General features: G+C 61.4%; 1 protein-coding gene. It reads left to right on the top strand.

What is annotated here, in order from left to right; translation table 11 throughout:
• Nucleotides 1-65 precede the first annotated feature (65 nt).
• On the top strand, nt 66-396 hold a 331-nt coding region (hisF, locus tag RZO55_RS10965; protein WP_318064320.1), incomplete at its 3' end, for an imidazole glycerol phosphate synthase subunit HisF.

Genomic DNA, 396 nt, shown 5'->3' with positions numbered 1-396 from the left:
ACCGGCGACTTGGAACTGGGTGAAGCCTTGAGGCGTCTATCGCGGGAGATGGGAGAGGAAGGCCGATGATTGCGAAACGGATCATTCCCTGTTTGGATGTGAAGGATGGCCGGGTGGTGAAGGGGGTTTCCTTCGTCAACCTGAGGGATGCCGGGAATCCGGTGGAACTGGCCGGGCTGTATGACCGGGAAGGGGCCGACGAGCTGGTCTTCCTGGATATTTCCGCTTCCCAGGAGGGAAGGGGGACGATGGTGGATATCGTCCAGGAAGCGGCCTCTGAGCTGAGCATTCCCTTCACGGTGGGCGGAGGGATTTCCTCCGTGGAGGACATGTTCCGGATTCTCCGGGCCGGTGCGGACAAGGTGTCGATCAACACCGCCGCCGTTCTCCGTCCGG

Origin of the sequence: Clostridium boliviensis (assembly GCF_033342255.1) — a bacterium.
Lineage (GTDB): Bacteria > Bacillota > Clostridia > Lachnospirales > Lachnospiraceae > Lacrimispora > Lacrimispora boliviensis.
The sequence above is the reverse complement of the archived record's forward strand: the minus strand, read 5'-3'. Positions and strand labels throughout refer to the sequence as shown.